23 protein-coding genes are annotated in these 17,513 nt (G+C 37.0%); 10 read left to right on the top strand and 13 right to left on the bottom strand.

The features are described from left to right. Positions 1-36 precede the first annotated feature (36 nt). Together EVU92_RS20800 and EVU92_RS20805 are read left to right on the top strand one after the other, a co-directional pair. Positions 37-1,293 carry a DUF1173 family protein gene (locus EVU92_RS20800; protein WP_130053086.1) on the top strand — a complete coding sequence of 419 codons (1,257 nt, stop codon included), beginning with the start codon at positions 37-39 and terminating at the stop codon, positions 1,291-1,293. A 98-nt stretch (positions 1,294-1,391) separates the two neighbouring features. Beyond that, entirely contained in the window at positions 1,392-1,718 is a 327-nt protein-coding gene (locus EVU92_RS20805) for a hypothetical protein (protein ID WP_130053087.1), read from the top strand. A 225-nt stretch (positions 1,719-1,943) separates the two neighbouring features. Here EVU92_RS20805 and lepB read toward each other — a convergent pair whose 3' ends face one another. From lepB to EVU92_RS20825, 4 genes are all read right to left on the bottom strand, one after another. Further along, the gene (lepB, locus tag EVU92_RS20810) at positions 1,944-2,537 is read right to left on the bottom strand and encodes a signal peptidase I (protein WP_130053088.1); all 594 of its coding nucleotides are present in this window, start codon (positions 2,535-2,537) and stop codon (positions 1,944-1,946) included. Positions 2,538-2,540: 3 nt separating this feature from the next. Beyond that, entirely contained in the window at positions 2,541-3,182 is a 642-nt protein-coding gene (locus tag EVU92_RS20815) for a hypothetical protein (protein WP_130053089.1), read from the bottom strand. Between the two features lie 97 nt (positions 3,183-3,279). Further along, positions 3,280-3,807 carry a hypothetical protein gene (locus EVU92_RS20820; protein WP_130053090.1) on the bottom strand — a complete coding sequence of 176 codons (528 nt, stop codon included), beginning with the start codon at positions 3,805-3,807 and terminating at the stop codon, positions 3,280-3,282. A gap of 4 nt (positions 3,808-3,811) precedes the next feature. Next, the gene (locus EVU92_RS20825) at positions 3,812-4,177 is read right to left on the bottom strand and encodes a hypothetical protein (RefSeq protein WP_130053091.1); all 366 of its coding nucleotides are present in this window, start codon (positions 4,175-4,177) and stop codon (positions 3,812-3,814) included. Between the two features lie 156 nt (positions 4,178-4,333). Between EVU92_RS20825 and EVU92_RS20830 the strand changes: the two genes are divergently transcribed. The 7 genes from EVU92_RS20830 to EVU92_RS20860 all read left to right on the top strand — a co-directional run bounded on the left by EVU92_RS20830 (position 4,334) and on the right by EVU92_RS20860 (position 9,411). Continuing rightward, positions 4,334-4,702: a S24 family peptidase gene (locus EVU92_RS20830; RefSeq protein WP_240701342.1), complete on the top strand. Its 369-nt coding sequence runs from the start codon at positions 4,334-4,336 to the stop codon at positions 4,700-4,702. Positions 4,703-4,995: 293 nt separating this feature from the next. Beyond that, on the top strand, positions 4,996-5,562 hold the full coding sequence (locus tag EVU92_RS20835; protein ID WP_130053092.1) for a hypothetical protein: 567 nt from the start codon (positions 4,996-4,998) through the stop codon (positions 5,560-5,562). A 57-nt stretch (positions 5,563-5,619) separates the two neighbouring features. Then, positions 5,620-6,114 (top strand): hypothetical protein, encoded by a 495-nt coding sequence (locus EVU92_RS20840; protein ID WP_130053093.1) that lies wholly within the window; start codon positions 5,620-5,622, stop codon positions 6,112-6,114. Between the two features lie 11 nt (positions 6,115-6,125). Next, positions 6,126-6,599, top strand: coding sequence for a hypothetical protein (locus EVU92_RS20845; RefSeq protein WP_130053094.1), 474 nt, complete (start codon positions 6,126-6,128; stop codon positions 6,597-6,599). Positions 6,600-6,843: 244 nt separating this feature from the next. After that, positions 6,844-7,143 (top strand): hypothetical protein, encoded by a 300-nt coding sequence (locus EVU92_RS20850; RefSeq protein ID WP_130053095.1) that lies wholly within the window; start codon positions 6,844-6,846, stop codon positions 7,141-7,143. Positions 7,144-7,793: 650 nt separating this feature from the next. After that, complete coding sequence (locus EVU92_RS20855) at positions 7,794-8,567, top strand: hypothetical protein (RefSeq protein ID WP_130053096.1); 774 nt, start codon at positions 7,794-7,796, stop codon at positions 8,565-8,567. Positions 8,568-8,673: 106 nt separating this feature from the next. Beyond that, positions 8,674-9,411 carry a DNA/RNA non-specific endonuclease gene (locus tag EVU92_RS20860; protein ID WP_130053097.1) on the top strand — a complete coding sequence of 246 codons (738 nt, stop codon included), beginning with the start codon at positions 8,674-8,676 and terminating at the stop codon, positions 9,409-9,411. Positions 9,412-9,568: 157 nt separating this feature from the next. On the opposite strand, the gene EVU92_RS20865 is transcribed toward EVU92_RS20860, so the two are convergent. Next, positions 9,569-10,585, bottom strand: coding sequence for a hypothetical protein (locus EVU92_RS20865; RefSeq protein ID WP_130053098.1), 1,017 nt, complete (start codon positions 10,583-10,585; stop codon positions 9,569-9,571). A 153-nt stretch (positions 10,586-10,738) separates the two neighbouring features. On the opposite strand from EVU92_RS20865, the gene EVU92_RS20870 reads away from it, so the two are divergent. Beyond that, complete coding sequence (locus EVU92_RS20870; protein WP_130053099.1) at positions 10,739-11,188, top strand: hypothetical protein; 450 nt, start codon at positions 10,739-10,741, stop codon at positions 11,186-11,188. On the opposite strand, the gene EVU92_RS20875 is transcribed toward EVU92_RS20870, so the two are convergent. From EVU92_RS20875 to EVU92_RS20910, 8 genes are all read right to left on the bottom strand, one after another. Continuing rightward, positions 11,169-11,546, bottom strand: a complete 378-nt coding sequence (locus tag EVU92_RS20875; RefSeq protein WP_130053100.1) for a hypothetical protein — start codon at positions 11,544-11,546, stop codon at positions 11,169-11,171. The genes EVU92_RS20870 and EVU92_RS20875 overlap by 20 nt on opposite strands. 113 nt (positions 11,547-11,659) lie before the next feature. After that, positions 11,660-12,697, bottom strand: a complete 1,038-nt coding sequence (locus EVU92_RS20880; protein WP_130053101.1) for a tyrosine-type recombinase/integrase — start codon at positions 12,695-12,697, stop codon at positions 11,660-11,662. Next, entirely contained in the window at positions 12,684-12,902 is a 219-nt protein-coding gene (locus EVU92_RS20885) for a hypothetical protein (RefSeq protein ID WP_130053102.1), read from the bottom strand. Before EVU92_RS20885 ends, EVU92_RS20880 begins: the two co-directional genes overlap by 14 nt. Before the next feature lie 125 nt (positions 12,903-13,027). After that, positions 13,028-13,468 (bottom strand): hypothetical protein, encoded by a 441-nt coding sequence (locus tag EVU92_RS20890; RefSeq protein ID WP_130053103.1) that lies wholly within the window; start codon positions 13,466-13,468, stop codon positions 13,028-13,030. A 765-nt stretch (positions 13,469-14,233) separates the two neighbouring features. Beyond that, positions 14,234-15,211 (bottom strand): hypothetical protein, encoded by a 978-nt coding sequence (locus EVU92_RS20895; RefSeq protein ID WP_130053104.1) that lies wholly within the window; start codon positions 15,209-15,211, stop codon positions 14,234-14,236. 120 nt (positions 15,212-15,331) lie between these two features. Next, positions 15,332-15,739: a hypothetical protein gene (locus EVU92_RS20900; protein WP_130053105.1), complete on the bottom strand. Its 408-nt coding sequence runs from the start codon at positions 15,737-15,739 to the stop codon at positions 15,332-15,334. A 44-nt stretch (positions 15,740-15,783) separates the two neighbouring features. Continuing rightward, positions 15,784-17,097: a hypothetical protein gene (locus EVU92_RS20905; protein WP_130053106.1), complete on the bottom strand. Its 1,314-nt coding sequence runs from the start codon at positions 17,095-17,097 to the stop codon at positions 15,784-15,786. Then, positions 17,094-17,510: a hypothetical protein gene (locus EVU92_RS20910; protein ID WP_130053107.1), complete on the bottom strand. Its 417-nt coding sequence runs from the start codon at positions 17,508-17,510 to the stop codon at positions 17,094-17,096. The genes EVU92_RS20905 and EVU92_RS20910 overlap by 4 nt, the downstream gene beginning before the upstream one ends. Positions 17,511-17,513: the final 3 nt, after the last annotated feature.

The following is a 17,513-nucleotide window of genomic DNA, read 5'->3' on the forward strand; positions in this document are numbered from 1 at the left end:
AATGCGGGGCTATTTGAATAGTACGAAGGTGGTTATATGGACTTGAAAATAAAAGGTGATCTGACTAAATCGGTTTTCGACCCAACGATATCTCTTTCTATATTAAAAAAAGAACACGTTACTCAGTCAGAGATACAAGCGACATTACAAAAGTTACATAAAAAATATTGGATTGCCTGTGATTGCTGTTTAGATACACCTGCAATGATGACAGTAAGAAGAACGAACAATCAGTACTTCTTAGTTAATATACCTGGTCATGGCCTGCACAGTTCACAGTGCCCATTCCATTACATCCCGTCAAAGGGCCAAGTCGACTCTAAAGAGAAGAGTAGTAACGCATTTGTATTTAATGGAACATTTGATCCTACATCGTCTGAAATGAACACGGCTACAAGCATGAGCTCACTAAGAAACCTGCTGTTGTTCTTGGTTGATAAAGGAGATGTAAATACCATTACTTGTGATAGAACTTTTTCATCAAATATACACGCTATTTTAAAGACCGCTATTTCAGATGTGTATGTAAATGGAAAGGAAATCGAGCAAAGAATTGAATTCGGTTTAGACCAATTTTTAAAAACAAAAGAGAAGATTCAAAACGAACTTGATAATGGCTTGTATACAGCACCGTACTTTTTGTTTGATGTGATTGATGAAATTGAAACGCTAGATAAATACTGGCGAGTAGTTAAAAAAACGAAGGGAAAAGTGCTTCACTCATTTAAATTTTTTCGCGATTTAAGTCAGGTATCTGAACTTAGTGTGGAAAAAGGACCATTTTTATTACTGACGGCAGTAACACCTGTTAAAACAAAGGCTGGTTGTGTTATTGCGCCATCACTGACGTATTTTCAACCAATTGCAAATAAATTATCATGGGTACCGGTTAATACACTTATCGAAAGGACTGTTGTTGAAAAGATTTTTTCATCTATTAAATGGTATAACCAGAAACTAGGATTTTCATTCTCCTGCAGCCGACTTCTAAAGCCAATACACAATGACTTAGGGCGAAGCCACCCACTTTTTAAGTTTGAATTAGCTTCTCAAATCGCTTACTTCGATATTCAGTTTAAAAAAGACGGAGTTAAAAATACGCAGCGAACGTTGGATTATATTGTTTTATCAAAAACAGCTGGTGGCGCTTATTGCATATTGGATGAGAGCCAGGCAGATTCAGACATAAAAAATTTTTTATTCAGCACCATTAACGAAGTGCTTAAAGCCATTAAAAACGCTAGCGAAGACAGCCCTGTATTTGATAAGCAGATGAAGTGTATTTCAGGCTAATTGGGAGTTTTAAGGGACAATTTCAAAGATTTTTTCGCCTGATACGTTGGCTGGCGTTATAAGTAATTCATACAAAATCTACATAGCCACGGATTTAAATGAGAAACAGAATTGTACCAATGATTAGCAGCTTTTATGAAGTTATGGCTCACATTAGGTTAAAAGATACTCGCAATGAAGGCGTAATTACGTGCATGGCCACTGTTAATGTGACGGGAGGGCGCATAGCCGATAAAGCAGCCGTTGCGGTTCATTATGATCGTGATAATCCAGATATTGGATTGACTGTGTTTTGGGGCGATTATGCCTTAGCTCGAAAAGGGTTACTCGATATATTAAACCCTTCTCGGTGTGAGATGCAGCTACAGGGAAATAATATAAGCATTGCTATGAATGAAGATCTCAATGTCGTTATATCGTTCTAATTTAGAGGTTGTATGGATAACTTATTAAAACAAACTAAACCGATGTATCAGTCAATCATATACGCAAGAGAACTGTATGTAGTGTGTCCACACTGCGGATGCGAGAGCGAAGTGCACACAATATCGATTGCCGGTGAAATTAAATTATGCGTTAGTTGCAATGAAACGTTTAAAATACCGTATTATGCAAAGATACAAAAAGGGAAATGAGTTAGCTAGCCTATATTAAGGCTCATAGTATGCCTGTATTTGCTCTATAGGTATAAACCCAAAATACCGGCTGTCGTATGAAAAATCGCGGTTATCCCCCATAACAAACACGTAGTTATCCGGCACATACCATTGACCTTCTGGCATGCCTGATTGTATAAAGTAATTATCAGTATACTCTGGTACAACCCCTGTTAAAGCTATATTAAAGCGGCCTGTGTCTAACTCACTGTAATAAACGGATAATGGGTAGCCATCTTGATTATGCTCGCCATGTGAAACAAGATGACGCTCTATTAATTCAAAATGTCCGATATTTTTTTTATTAATGTATGTCTCTTTTCCGCTGATCAACACCATATCACCAGCTATACCTATAACTCGCTTTAACACGTTCGGTTTACTTGGAGTGTTGAATTTAATGATTTGCCCCCGTACAAATGTATTGCTAGAAAAAAGAGTACGTTTAAGCGTTATAAACTCACCTTCTTTGAAAGTCGGTTGCATCGAGTCTGATTCAATCTTCACTACTTCATAACGTACCGAAGTGTATGAAATGGCCAACGCAATCATGCCTATTGCTACTAACTTGTATCGTTTAAATTTCACTTTTTATTTTTTCCAAAATGATTCGAGCTGAGGCTTTATAACATCGTTGTAGTAACTAACAAGTACCGAACGGTATCTACTTGCACTGTAAGTTGGAGGCGGTAGCACGGTGTTTTTTTTGGGGATAGGTACAATGCAGTTGCCTCTTTTGCTCTTTATTTCGCGTGAAAAATAACGAAAAGGCATTCTCAAACCTTCAGCACTGTAATTAAGGGTCAGGTTTTCCTTCAGAACCCCTTCAAACGTGAATTGCCTCTGGTCGTAAGAGTGAAATAACTCTACTATAAATGAAAATAGGTGCTCACCTTTCACGTTGCGGTAAGTCACGACACCTGGTGTAACCCAATGGCCCGAATTGAATTCATACTCTCCTAATGGGCGAAAACAATCAAAAAGTGCACCAGATTTAACAACTTTCTCCCATTGGGTGTTAGCCTTTTTATTGCTTTTTGAAAGAACAAGTCCAAGCTCGCTTTCAAGCGTTGCTTCGTCCAACAGCTCTGCAGGAATGCTGGCACTGCTGTCAATGGTGGTTGGGATGGTGGCTAGTGGTGACTGCTTTGAATAGAGGTAACAGGCAGCACAAACAAGTAAAGCCAGTAGTGCGTAGATGAAAGGTGTGAACCTGCAATTTTTTATATTCATAATGGATAACCGCTTAAGGTGGTGGGATTGAATAATCAACCCCTTTAATTCCATTCTATCAGGTTAGGGAGGCGCTTCAGGAAAAGACCTTTTAAGGTTATTGGGCGCTATATGTATCGAGGAATACGGTTTTAATGTTTTCGAGCTGTTTATCAATGAATAGCTCAGCTTCTTTTTTATTCATCTTAGGCGCCATGTTTTTAATGTACTGGTTAGTGTTTTTTAAAGTGCTTTGGTACAGGTTCATATAATACTGAATACTAGCATCACCCGCACTGGCAAATGTCTCATTTGTATCTACGGTCCATTTTCCTTCAACCGCTTTAACAGTTGTATATAGAGGGAGTAAATGCTGATTGTTAATCACTAATTTTGTTTCAAAATAGTATTTCCCATCCTGTTGAATAGGCGCTGACACAAAATAATCAAACTGTATTACTTTGTCAGTAAAAGGTAGATTGGTTGTTCCATTTTCGTCCAGCAAGTTTTTCTGTGTGAACCAAAACTGATTGGCCGCTTGTTGGTGATCATTCATGGCAAACCAAATGTTTAGTTGTTCTTTATTATAAATGCCATAGCCGGTTAGGCCGACAATGAGAACGATAAGGGCGATAAATTTTTTCATTTTGTTAAACCTTCTGTGTTAAAAGCCAATTTAATGCCAGCTCATCATCAGTGAAGAACTGGCAGTTTAATTCTGAACTTCCATATAAGAAACGCTGAGGTGCAGATGTGATGTGAATAGCGCAAGCAATACATCCATTCTCAAAGCACCATTGATTTATTTTTTTCGTCAAACTTACAACGTCAGGACCACCAAGTGCACACGGAGAAAATGACACATATCGTTTCCAATTTGTTGCCCTTCTTGCTTTGATAGCTTTTTCAATTTCGGTGCTGTACTTTAGAAGGGCTTCCACATTAAGTGGCTCTTCGACATTAACTATCAAGGTTCCACCTACCCAGATAGCTTCCAATTTTCCATGTGGACTCATGCTAGCAACTTGCGTGTTCGTTAGTGATGCTGTCACTTTACTTCAGTGCTTAAGTCGTACAAGCGTAAAGTGAATATTTTATAAATTAGTTAGCTAGCGCAAAGGTGTATTTTTGCTACCCTATGGGCTGATTATAAATAGAAGAGAGTTTGTGCCGTGGATAGTAATGTAGGAGTTGCAGTAAATTATAAAGAGCTCACTAAGTCACTCGATGATATGTTGGTAGATCCAACCACCACATTCATTGGTCGAGCATCAGGGCGCAGCATGGAGGGGGTCGGTATATTTGATGGTGATTTGCTGCTAATCGATAGGAAGTTAACGGTTCAGCACGGTGATGTCATTGTTGCTACGTATAATGGGTTGTTTGTATGTAAGATAGCGGACATGAAGAATAACCAATTGCTATCGGCTAACCCCGACCATCCACCAGTTAAGATCACTGAGCATGATGAATATTGTGTAGAAGGCGTGGTTTCTAGTACGGTCAGATTACATAGAGTGCCGAGTGAATTTAAATTCTAACCTATCTCATGGAACAACATACAAGGTGATACACAATAATAGGCCTTCAAGCATACAACTATGTTTACTTCATGATTGCTCTTATTTTCTCTCTTTCTTTTTTTTCTTTTTTTCTGCGCCCCGCAGGGGCGCTGCGGCGTATCCAAAGCACAAAGGCGATAGGGCAGGAATGCACATTGAAGGTTATACAAGTAACCCCTCCTTGTATGTTGTTCCATGGGCAGGCTCTTTTCCTGCTAAATGTGTTTTAATGGTTATTATGGCCTTAACTTAATACTACTGACGAGGGCAGCATGCGTGATTTGTTATATGACTTAATGTTATCAGATGCTAAAGCTGCGGGTTTTGAAGACCCTGAAGCTGAAGTAAAACGTAAAATGGATGAGTGCGAAAAAGAATGTGCAGAGCGTGACGCCGTTTTTAATAACACGGCCCCACAGAATTCAGACGTTACTCGATGGAATGCCTCAGCTACGTTTGTAAATAAGGTTGCAAAGAAAAGTGAGGTCCTGCTTTGCCGAGCAATAAAATCAGAACTGAACCCTCTTATTCGCTGGTCAACTTCACGCTTTAATGAGTGGAAAAAATCTGACTTTATCGACAAAGTAATCACTCTTACAAAAACAAACGCGTCTCACTATGACTCTGGCGAGGTGGTCGCTGGCAGTTTTGGTGCTGGCAGCGTAGGGCATGGGGGAGCGTTTGGCACCAGCAATTACGCAACAAAGGGAGCTGGAGGTACTTATCGGATTGTTTGCTTAGACGGCTATGTTTATGTCTTTTTGCTTGATAGCAACCAAGTCATTTTATTTGAGGGCGATTGTTACCCTCTTGTCCATGAGCTTAAAGTGGCCGGTTAAAACACATTATTGGGTAGGTCATCGCTACCATGAGAATTATATTAATTTAGGAAAATTATGAGTACTGTACAATTTTTAAATAACGATTCACGACTTAATCTTTTTACTGACGGCCAGACGTTTATTGTGACTACAGAGGTTCAACACGTAGACACATCTGAAGAAGTGCCGTTTGGTGATGTTGTCCTTAAGCCTGGCACTGTATTTTCTGCGCTAGGTAAAAACGCATTACATCAAGGGTTGCGCTTTATTGAAGCGACAGACGATCATTACTATCAATTTAAAGGTGTAATTGATGAAGTGGCGTTGCCACGCTTCAAGCAACCAGTATCACTTTTTCTCTTTACTGCGTTCTCAGTGGATGGTCAGCATAAAGGGCTTGTTGATTTTGCAAAAGCAAACAATGCCAGCAAAGCTTACTATGCACTAGCGATAAACCCAGCCAAGAAAACACTTGAGTTCATCGATGCAGAGCTAAATCACCATGCATACTCTTCTGAAATTAGTATTGTGAATGATGATGGTAGTTTCTTGCTGGTGGATGATCTATAAAAAGGCTTGATATGAGTAACAGTCCATTTGGAAAAAAATACACGTTCTTTCGACAGCAGTACGCAATTAACTTTCAAGCTGTAACATCTCAAAAAGGACTCAATACCATTAATGTTGAAATAGCGCCTGTTCAGAATAAAGAGGCGATGTGGGCCGAGAAAATATCTCTTCAACTCAGTGATGTGGACCTATTCAAATATTTCTACACTTTTTCACACGGCCTCTATTACACGTATGAGTCTAAATACCATGGTAAAGACCGCAATAAGTCTATTCGGTTTAATGAGAGTAAGGATGGCTGCAATATCACTTTAAGTGATGCAGGCAAGGTTCTCCACTTTAACTGCTCAATTGGAGAGTGGTTTTACGCCCAGCTCTTACTACTTGAACAAATGCTCGGTCATCCATTGTCGGTAACTGAGGCGAAAGAGCTGATTTTGCTAGAAAAGCGGAGTAATAAGGGAGCCCAATCAAAAAATTCTTAGCGCAATTTGTATATAAGGTTAACCGTAAGGTTTTGTTGCTCACACGTAGGCCTGGCCTTACGTTTAATCTAACTTCGTCAAAAATTTATTTTTCCTCCCTAATTCCCCACCAGCATTCGCTATATACTCTATAAACAAACAGGCCTAATTATTATTTGTAATTTGAAGCTGTAATTAAAATTGCCTCAACTGTTGCACCAGTTGAGGCAATAAAAACTGTCCAAGTACGAAAAGGAAAGTCTTCATGACTAATATAACAAATAATTCAGAAATCACACAACGTGGAGTTTTAGGTCAACCTAACGAAGTTGTGAACTATCTTGATAACGACTGCTATGATGATTTAGTCAGACTTCTAACACAAACCTCTTCATTGCTAAACTTCATGATTGGAAATGATAATACAAAAGGCATTTCTAATGAGATAGTTAGTGATTTGATATGGATTGCAACAGACAAGTTAACTGAAATAAAAACGCAGTTTGAAGCTCTACCAAAGGCTCGGTTAAGAGTGAAAAATGGGCTTGATAAAAAGAGAAAATAGAAGCAATTAAAGGTAGGTCCACTTTGAAATTGGACCTACCCCAATCGTCCAAAGCTTCTGGCCCTTGGGTAGGGGGCCTCCACATATGGAATGTCCTTAAAAGGATGTAAAATGAATAAGCAAGTAATTCAGTACATAATTTTGAACAACTCAAAAATACATAAAACGACACCCCATCGTCAACTAGTTTTAACTGATTTAAAGGGAATTTATATGAAACTGTTCATTTTTTATCGTTATCCATGATTTCAATATCATCTGCTGCTCATAGTGAACGAACTAATTCAGAAGGCTGTCATAATGACCGCAAAAATGGTGGCTATGATTGTTATGGCATAATTTCAAGAGTAGCTAAATGGCAATTTGAAGTAGGTCCAATAACATTATTGAACCTACCCAAATCGTCCAAAGCTTCTGACCCTTGGATGGGGGGGTCTCCACAGATGGAATGCCCTTAAAGGATAAATAATGGAAAAAATAAGCATTTTTAATTTATAACTGAGGGCAAATTTAAAAGTACACAAAATAACGTACCATAGTCAACAAATTTTAAGTGTTTTAAAAGGGATTTATATGAAACTGTTCATTTTTTGTAAGAGTAAATCACCGATAAGATAATGCATAAATATCAAACCAAAAAAAGGTATTGCATGAATACAGAATTACAGATCCTTAACCAGCAAGCACCGGCCCCGTTCAGCCATGATAATCTTATCAATTACGGAGAGTATATAAACTCAAACAATATTTGTCTCACAAGTGAGAAACGTTGCTACAGGGGTGATATTCCGATGGATAAAATCGTGGGTATTGATCAAATGTATGGGGATGCTACTTGGGGTGATTGTCTAGAAGGTAAGTGGTTAAAACGTATAGTACCGAATTTAGATGAGTTGCGTGCAAGTCCTGAGTATTACCTTAATGATCAGCATGATAATCTTAGTTATATTAAAGTGGGTAATGATTATTTTATCTCTCAAGGGAAGCATAGAAGTGTACTGGCTAGATTTCTGGCCCACTTTAACCCTGATAGGTTCGCTGGTATCTCACCATTACGCAATGTGCCAATTACAGAACGCTTCATAGATACTGAATACACAGATATCAAGCAAAGAATAGATGACATTAAAAAAAGATATCCGCACCTGGTGTTTCAATTAAAGCATTACACATCTCAATCTGAAGTCGGGTTTTTGAAGGTTTCTTTTAAAAATGGTGAATTACCAGTATCAAACGTGTATGAGTTTTATAGTCGCGAAGAAGTGGACCATATCATCGATGCATTGATCAACCCCACGCTTTCCGGTAAGCGCTTATCTCTGAAACCTTCAAGAAACAGATTAAGTATTTACGACTTCATTACATACAAGGAATGCTTAAAGTCTGAGTATAAAAATTTAAAACAGCGACTATTTGGAAATTAGCGCTACGGGGACTATCGCTGAAACTTTCTCTATTTCACATAGGCTTGTTTCAGCTGCTTTACTATAAAAGCAGCCTCATTCAAACATTCATAAAAGGAACATTCATATGAAGCTATTACTGGCATTAACAGCCTTTGCTTTACCATTAAGTGTATCGGCTAACCTTCCTACACATCAAGGTACATTAATCGAATTGGATAATGGTTATTACTCAATTCTCTACAATTGTGAAAAAAGGGGGTATGAGCACTATTTTTATGTGACTCAGGCTGATACTGGAAATGTAAAACGCAAAAGTGGTTTCTTCCAAGATACTCGACTTCCCAAAAAATGCCAGCAATATGGTACTTTCACGTATAAGACCCCGCGAAAATCACCGAAATTTGACCGTGGTCACGGTGTACCGGCAAATCATATGGACTTTGATAAAAAGGCGAGTGACAGCACCAATGCTTTTTCAAACATAGTGCCGCAAAGTGCACCTTTGAATCGTCAAGGTTTGTGGCGGCACACAGACAAGTTAATAGAGTGCAATCGCGATAATGGACCAATTACTGTCTACGGCGGTGTGATTTGGGGTGATGATAAATCAAATGATTACTTTGTCGACTCTCACGGTGTAGAAACTCCAGATTTTCTTTACAAAATCATCATAAAGCCAACGGGCGAACGTAATGCGTGGGTAATGCCAAACAGTAATGTGGCCAAAGAAAATAATGCGGATAATTACCTTGTTTCTGTAAGTTACATAGAATCTCAGACCGGTGTAATATTTGACTTGCCGAATAAGCACAACGTTGCGGCGAAATCCTTTTCTTTGCCAAGTTCTTGTGATTTAAGTTAAAGGTCAATTCGTTCTATTTATCAGAATGGTTGCTTTTAAAATATCGGAATTTTTCTAACAACCATTCTACATAACAGAATTTGCATTCTATTTTGTGCTCTTATTGTCGAGGGTTATATTGTACAAGTTAGTATATTCATTTCTGTTACCCGCATATTTAATTGAGCAATAAATTTCTATACATACTTTCTAGCTGTGGTTCTGATTCAATTACTAACATATAGTGGTTTTGCATTTCAGACCATTCGGTGTTATCTGGTAACCCCAAACTCGCCAGTGCGTTGATGCATTCTGAAATTGTTATCATTTTGCATATATGAGCCTTGATTTCAGCATCGCTAAGAGGTGTATATTGAACACTCGCATTTATACTTGTTTTCTTGGTACCAATAAGCGACAGGACTCGATTACATATACACTCTGCGGCTTGGCTTAATGTGTATTTATCTTTAATTATGAGTTTGCTGATGTAGTGAATTAGATCGATGTGATGGCATTCACCCAGGGCTTTTATGACTGGTCGCAGGTTCGCGAGCCTGTCAAATAAGCGCTGTTCTTCATCAAGCAGATCGCAAAGTTTAATTTCATTGACCGGTTTATCTGTCAAAGTATATAAATCGTAGGGGCAGCGGGAGAGAGCACTCAAGCTTACGGTCTTTTCATCAATGTTTACACTATCAATACAAAATACTTCATTGGATTCTAAATCATTTTTTAAAGTGCACAGACTGTATCGCTGAATCAAACTTCCATCGCAATCAGTTAGTTCATGTTTGTATGATTCAAACGTTCTTAGTCGTGTCCATGGCTCATGTAACAAAGGTTCAGAAACTGCTACATGTATCTGCCGTGATAGCGCTTCTAGGCTGTGTCTATTCACGTTGGCTTTAATATCTTTAGCGTGTTGAATTGCCGGATCATTTGCGCACGTAAATACATCACCAACCTTGATACAGCTGAACGTCAAAAATTTAAAAGTATGAGTGTCTAGTTTATGCACATTGAAAAGGGGCTTGAGCTTAGCGTAAGGTCCGATTTGAAGTTCCGCGCAATTCATGGCTGCACCTATACTGCCCTGCATTAGTTTGGCGACACACTCATAAGGCATGTCAGGACTAAGATCATCACTCAAATCATCTACATCTATAACCTTAACCGTTGTACTTACTCTCATGTAGCTCTCTCTTAAGTTCAGTATGATAAAATAGCATTCTAATCACTAAGCATCATTAAGAAGTTAAGAAAGTGAATATTTAGCAATTTAGGGTTAGGGTTGCGTCGTCATCTTTATATAAAATTCTGATAACTTCAAATTTTGGCTAATTAAATGACTTACAGCTTTATAGACTTTCCAAACTTTGAAGCTAAGTTTCATAACATAATTAATGGTGTCTGTGTGGATGTACTTGTTAACTTAATGAAAGGATCAACTTTTCTGGGTATTACTTGGTTAGAAATAAATACGGATAAGATACCGGATAAGACAGGTACTAGAATAATTTGCGAAATGGAATTTAGCATAAATCATGAGGGTAAAATCTTTTACGTTCAGTTGTCAGATAAACTTTGTGATGTTTATGAATTTTATGACATAGTAAAACAAGCGCTTAGTTTAAGTGCTAAAAACATACCTGGCTTACGGAGCGCTTATGAAAATGGGGAAAAATTATTAGAAAAATGGTTGATGGGTTTTGATGAAACAAATAAAAAAATATGCCCCACCTATGCATTCGATAGCAGGGCGTGTACAGATAAACTTATGAAGCTAGCTTTGTAAATTGACTTTCTAATTCAAGCAATGCTTTGTGTAGTGCCTTTGCGCAATTAGCTTTGTGCTCACCTTGCATGACCAGTTCATGGCCGTTTATATCAAGGTCAAAACCATCGCTACCATTTGTTAGCTCGATTCTAACTGTCTTGCCATTTAATTCTTCACTAACTGCTGAAGTAGCCGGTTCCATATTCAAGACAGGAATAGATTCATAGTGTGATAGCATGAACTCTACAAGAGTGCGTTGCTCATCTTTAGAAAAACCAGTTAAATTATTTTGAACAGTTAATTCCACCGATACATCGTCGTTCAAACATGAAAACATGGCATCAATGGAGAATAAAATTTCAGAATTCGTAGTCATAAGTCATGCCCATATACAGTAGTGGTATATATATTACACCAACTTAACAAAAAAAGATAAAATTTATTTTTATATCCATATTAATATTATGACTATTCATTGATGAGGTAAGGTTATCTACCATTTTTCCGCGCTAAAACTGACATCCCATTTTCAATCCTTGCTTGTTCGATGTAACGGGCAGGCTGTGTATCGGATTTCCAGCCACCTGCATTTTTGATATCAAGAATGCTTTGCCCATCTTCTGCTAATGATACAGCCCCTCCAACTCTCATACTGTGGCCACTGATATCAAAATCAACGTCAGCCTTTTGAGCTATTCTTTTTATGGCTCTATATATTGTAGTGTAGTTTAGCTTTGTCATTAACCCAGTTCGCGTCACACTCTCATCGTAATTTTTTAATGAAGTGCCTTTTGGGGAGATAGCGCGAAACAAAATCCCCTTTGTTATAGAACGAGGATCATTTTTTTCCTTTCCTTCATTGGCTTCAGTTAAGTAGTCAGAAATATAAGACAAGGTTACATCTGAGATGTAACGATATGAACCAATACCGGCTTGGTCGTTCTTTGATTTTTCAACAAGCAGTCGATTTTTCTTAAAATCAACGTGCTTAATTTGTACTCTTGCCACATCATCAGCTCGCAACAAACCATCGAACATTGCATTAATCAATGCTAAGTCGCGAATGTCTAACAAGTTTTCAGGAATAACCGAGCTATTAATTTTTTCTAGATCTTCGAGCCTTAGCGCTGGCGCTTGTTTGGCTCGATTATAAATATCAAACTCTTGGAGTTCTAAACGTATGAAATCTTTTAAGTATTCTGACTCTCTAATTGGATTTTTCAGTTCTGCAAGTGAGATTAATTTAGATAGTATTGATATGCGAGTTTTAACAGTTTTAAAGGACAACTGTGATTCACACATTGATGTCACGTACTTTTTCAAGCTATCTTCTGTGACTGACATCGATTCAGAAAAGCTAACTAAATTGTTCACACTGCAGAAAAAGGCATAGCTTCTATATGTTGAATTGAATGCTCTTTGAGTATTTTTTGGCAGGCGCTTAAAAATATCATTGAAATACTTTTCTAAACTTTCATTTTTACCGGTTTGGATCAGTAACTCATTTGATTTACTAGTCACTATCATGTTTGTTGCCTTCACGGTTTTGCTGTACGTAATTATATTCGCTGACTATTTCATCGATAGTCTCATCAATTGAATCAAAGCCAAGTTCAGCTTGTATTTTTTTGATTTTATCTTTGTTAGAAATACTTATTTGAATTGTTGTCTTGTTATTTCGAAGGCGGGACTGTCGTTTTTGCTCCTGCCTCATTTTTGAATTATCCGCCATGATTGGGCTCTGCTTTTAATTTTATGAAAATGTCTTATAAGACATACTAGGGTAAAAAGACATGAATGTCTATTGCGCAAGATAACTACAATTATCATGCGTAATAGATATAAGCAAAAATTTAGCTACTTTTCTTTCCGAAGGGCACTTTCAATTTTCTCAACGCGTTTGTGCAAATCCAAATGTCGACGGTCTTCTAACGTGCGTGCTATTTGCTCTTGTTTAATATTTTCGAGAAAAACCTGGTTCTTCGCAAATGACAGAAGACTAGCAAAAATAGTTAGCAAGAGAAGGGAAACTTTAAACCACCGAGCTGCGTAGGTTTTATATCGTGCAGGCTTTTCCAAGCAGAGATAAATTGCTCTATTTAATTCTTCGCGAGGGTAGCCTATCAGCGTATGCTTCACTAAAAAGTATAGAGAAAAATAAAGGGATGCAACCAATGATAACCCGATAACGCTTATGGTATAGTCGTAATGTAATACCTGCAACGATATAGAACCACTTTCTGGTACAATTGTAAGGATAGGGATGATAAATACTAAAAAATCTAAAATACTTTCCATGATAATGCTCCTTTTGCTTTGATTATCACTATCTATTATATCATTTTTGAAAATTTTCAACGCAATGTGTAATTATTTTTTGACTGTTAGGGGTTTTCTGGATTCTGAGATAGGAAATGCCGCCCATAGGGCGGCTGTGTCTTAGGAGGGACAATTTTGCAACTTGTAGGTATTAATACTCTACATAAATTAGAGTAAAGATATTAATCAAGGAAATAAACAAAAAGTTGAATATTTCATAATTTAACTACCAATTTATGATGAGTTTAAAATACTCGTAAATAATGAGGAAAAAGGGTGATGATATTACCCACCACCCTTTGTTTATTAAAGGTTTATTTATGCAAATTGCAGTACAAACACTGCACTACAAGTTTACTCAGTGGGTATGCATTTTAATACTGAAAAGTGAATATTTTAAAATTTAAATCGTGTTTATGCCCATCATTCAGATCAGTATTTTACCAACACCCATACTTGCTCAAAATTCAATCTTAAATCAGCTCAATTATGTGGATTTTTTAGCTATTTAAGGTTGTGGAAGGCACTTTAAAGATCGCTATTTTACTAACTTAAGCGACCATCAATAAGTCCGATACTGGTTAGTATCGGACTTAAACTGTTGAGTTTTAAGGTAGTTTTTTACACTTGGTCACTATATATAACGTCTAGTGTCAGGCTTAGGTGGGCTGTAGTGTGAAATATCATTATAAATTTTGTTCTAACTAAAAGTTTTATTGTTTACTATGTGTGTGGCTAATCACTTTAGTTCAAATTTGGACTTACATTTTGTTTTCGCTCAAATACCTTCTTAAATTCAGATAGCAAATTTTCGAGTACTTCTTTAAAGGCTTTATTTAGGCCAGTTTCTGAAGCAGAGATAATTTTATCTAACAGAACATTTTGTTTTTCTAATTCAGCATCAACCTTTTTATTGCCACTATTGTATGTTTTATTAAATCTTTTAATGGTTGAAGTCAAATCTGTGGCCAATTCTACCACCTGCTCCAAACAAACATTCTTGTCATGCACTTGAATAAGTTCTAGCAGTTTATTCATATCATTTGTTATTTCTTTTGCTGAAGCAAAATTATTTTCAGATTTTTTAAGATTTATGTTATTGAGGTAATTATTAATTGAATCATTTGTTCTTTCTGGAGCCTTGTTTGTACTAGGTAAGAGTACATTTAAAGAGAAAAAACCACTTTTTCTACCAATATAGTTTACTTTTTTGTCGTTGGTAGCGCGTGAATTTGGTTGAATAACGTCCTTATTGCGTTCTCTTGACCTTGTTTCAATTTCTCTTGCTTTTGCATACGCTGCACTCCTGTTATTCGAGGGATATGAATTAATCAATGCTTTTTTTGCATTTTCAACTCTTTCCGTTAGGCTGTTTAAGCGAAAATAATTCTCTTGTGAATGTCGTTCAATAAAGGCATGATCGTAGAAACCACCATTTTTTTTGTTAAACTCGCTCACTTTATAAAATAACTCTAATTGGTTTGGTATGTTGATCACCGAGCCGTCATCTAAAGTAATATTTACACCAGCACCTCCATTATTATTTGCTTCCATAGCGCTTTTGTTGTCTGGAGTAAAACGGCCAAATATTTTTTTTGCTTCCTGAATGCTAAGTTCTTCTCCTGTTTTTTCCCTTATATATCCAGGTATGTTAGAAAACTCGGCATTTAAAACTGCCAATTGGTTAAGGGCATCTTCATACTCAAAAATTTCTTTTGACATATTCATTCCTTAATTAATGTATTTATTTTAAGTAACCATAGTGATTTATCCACATTTTCTGTGAATAACTAACTTTACATTCTGATTAACAAAACATTTTTTAATGTCTATCTGAAATTGCTACTTTGGTTCTTTAATAAATCTCACCCTTTGCGTATTGAGAATTTTATAGTCATTGATAATATGCTGCTCATACACTTCTTGTTTATCAATTGACCATCCTTGCAGCTTCATTTTCTGGAATGTTGCATAAAGCTTTTTTATGTCATTTTCGTCTGCAATATTAAGCTTATAGACACAGTCCTTTCGCTCTACATTGGGGTTTTTTAAAGGCCAAGGAAAAAGCCCAGATGCGCAGTGAAGCGTTTTATTACCAAAGTCCATATAATCATGCGATTTATTTTCTACGGCAGGTACTTCAACTCTCATGCTTTTAAATTGATTACCTAAGCGACTTAGCTCCTGCTCTCTCTTCATCATCACTCGCTTGGCATCATCTGCAGCTATTTGCAATTTATCAGTTGCCATTGCGAACGAGCTAGCTAAAAGCAAATAAATTATAATTACTGACTTCATGATAAATCAGGACCATTTTGATTGTGATCATCAGTGTGGTCGTTACTTATTAGCTTCTTAGCGTAAACCGCAAGGCCTGTATTATCTATATGCCTTTTCAGCGGAGTAATTTCTGTTACAGTCATTCCTGCGCTAATTGCGTTTTCATGTATATACTGAAACGTTTGACTTATATCTATAATTGCTTTTTTGATTTCATCTTCAGGCAATTTGAACTTATGCGCAACCATGCTTACAAAGTTGTCTGTAAATTTAATATCAGTGTATGCTGACAAGGTATCTGAAATAGCCATGTTGTATGGTCTATTTGGATTTAAGTCGATGTTATAAACCTCTTGAGGCGCTATTACCCAATCACCATTACCAAGTTCTTTAACTTTAAAAGTGCTATCTGTAAGGTCTTTTTGGCCCATAAGATGAGTAAACATGGCTCGCTTAAAAACGGAAATACCCTGCCCTTTTAATGAATTTGTGAAAGTTCTATTTATTTCAGCAAAGTTGTTTTCCTCAATACGGGATAGCACACCTTCTTCAGCCATAATTGATGAAATCGGTATTGTGTTATATAAAAGAGCTGTACCCTCTTTTTTATTTACGACTTGCTCACCTGTTAATTGCCCCACATAGCAGCGATTGTCTTCTTTCATAATTCTCACAACTACGTTAGGTTCTATTCCCGTAGCTTTCATCATTTTTTGAACGAATAACATTTCATTTATTTTTTGCTCAGATTCGCAACTTCTAATCGTACAATGGACATAATTGTCACCAACTTCTAAAAATGTACTTACTGAATGTGCACCTGAATTAGGGTGATACATTGCGTTTAGATCATTACTATTTAAGTTCGAAAAATCACCTGATTCAATTCTGTCAAGCAGAGTGATTGCATTATCAATATTCGGTAATTTATTTGCCTGCGTTTCGCTATCATAATTTAACTGAACAGCACCAAATGAGCCTTTGTAATTGGTAAGATGTTGTAATTGCTGAAACTGATCATAATTATTAAAATTTTCATCCAATGCATTGATCACGCTTTTATTACGTTCGCTGCATAAAAACTGCTTAAAATAATGCGGTATTGAGTAGTGTTCAGGAGTAGGCCCTAAAAGCACTGTTTTAATTTTGTCTTGCTCTATGCTGCCTGGCATTAACGAAGGGTACCTATCTAGGTAGTCCTGATTATACATAAACCCAATGAGAGGTTTACTGTTTGGTCTTGAGCTATCCCGAAATAATGTGCCAACATCTACAAATTGCTGTTCTTTGTTAACCCACCTGGTTACGTTGATTAATTCTGTGCTCATATACCGATCTCATTAAAAAATTCTTTATGTAATTTTGCTAGTCTTGCTTTTTTATTCTCGACTTCTTTTTCTTTTAATCGCTCAAGAACGAGAGTTATGTATCTAGCATCTAACACTCTACCAGCACTCATAATCTTTAGTATCTCAGGCCATACGCCCATATCATCAATGATTGCTGCGTGAATACCTATCGCAACAGACGCACTACCAGACTCAGCTTTAGCTAATGTTTTTCTACTTATTGATTTTCCGAAATATGGGCTTAATTTCGCGTCTATATAGTACTCCATACCTACATGCTTATCAGACTCGCTTAAGCGGTTGCTTTTGATGATTGCACCTAACAACTCCAAATAATTTCTTACGTGCTTATCTGTTGGCTCTGGCGTTTCGTTGAAGTACCCCTCACTCATAAA

Origin of the sequence: Pseudoalteromonas sp. MEBiC 03485, from assembly GCF_004195145.1 — a bacterium.
GTDB lineage: Bacteria > Pseudomonadota > Gammaproteobacteria > Enterobacterales > Alteromonadaceae > Pseudoalteromonas > Pseudoalteromonas apostichopi.